A 383-nucleotide genomic window follows, 5' to 3' on the forward strand; every position below is an offset into this window, starting at 1 on the left:
CGCGGGGTGGCAATTCGTATTGCACATCATCTGGGCGTGGTAAGTTTTTAAGGCGGTACAAATAGAAATTATCTACTTTTTGCTGTGCCCACTCGGTTTTACGTAAAAACTTAACCGCAGACTTAATGTCAGGATTATTTTTGAAGCAGTTGAGTTGTAAGTAGGCGTGCAGGAGTTCCCACCCATATTGCTCAACCAGTTCTTCAACCACTTGCTCTAATTTAACGCCTTGCAGTGGGTTATTACTGAAAAGTTCTTGGTTGCTCATAGGTGTTCTCTCGTTATTAAAAATACGGCCAGCATTATAAATTTAATAACGAGAGTTTAATAGTAAAAATGCTTAACTTTGACAATTAACCACAACACGACCACGAATTTGGCCC

At 39.9% G+C, this 383-nt stretch carries 1 protein-coding gene; it reads right to left on the minus strand.

Going from position 1 to position 383, the window contains the following annotated elements:
* Positions 1–268: VF530 family DNA-binding protein (locus SB765_RS28220; protein WP_410932297.1), on the minus strand; the 268-nt coding region annotated here is incomplete at its 3' end.
* Positions 269–383: the final 115 nt, after the last annotated feature.

Source organism: Pseudomonas sp. SIMBA_067 (assembly GCF_046534675.1).
GTDB lineage: Bacteria > Pseudomonadota > Gammaproteobacteria > Pseudomonadales > Pseudomonadaceae > Aquipseudomonas > Aquipseudomonas putida.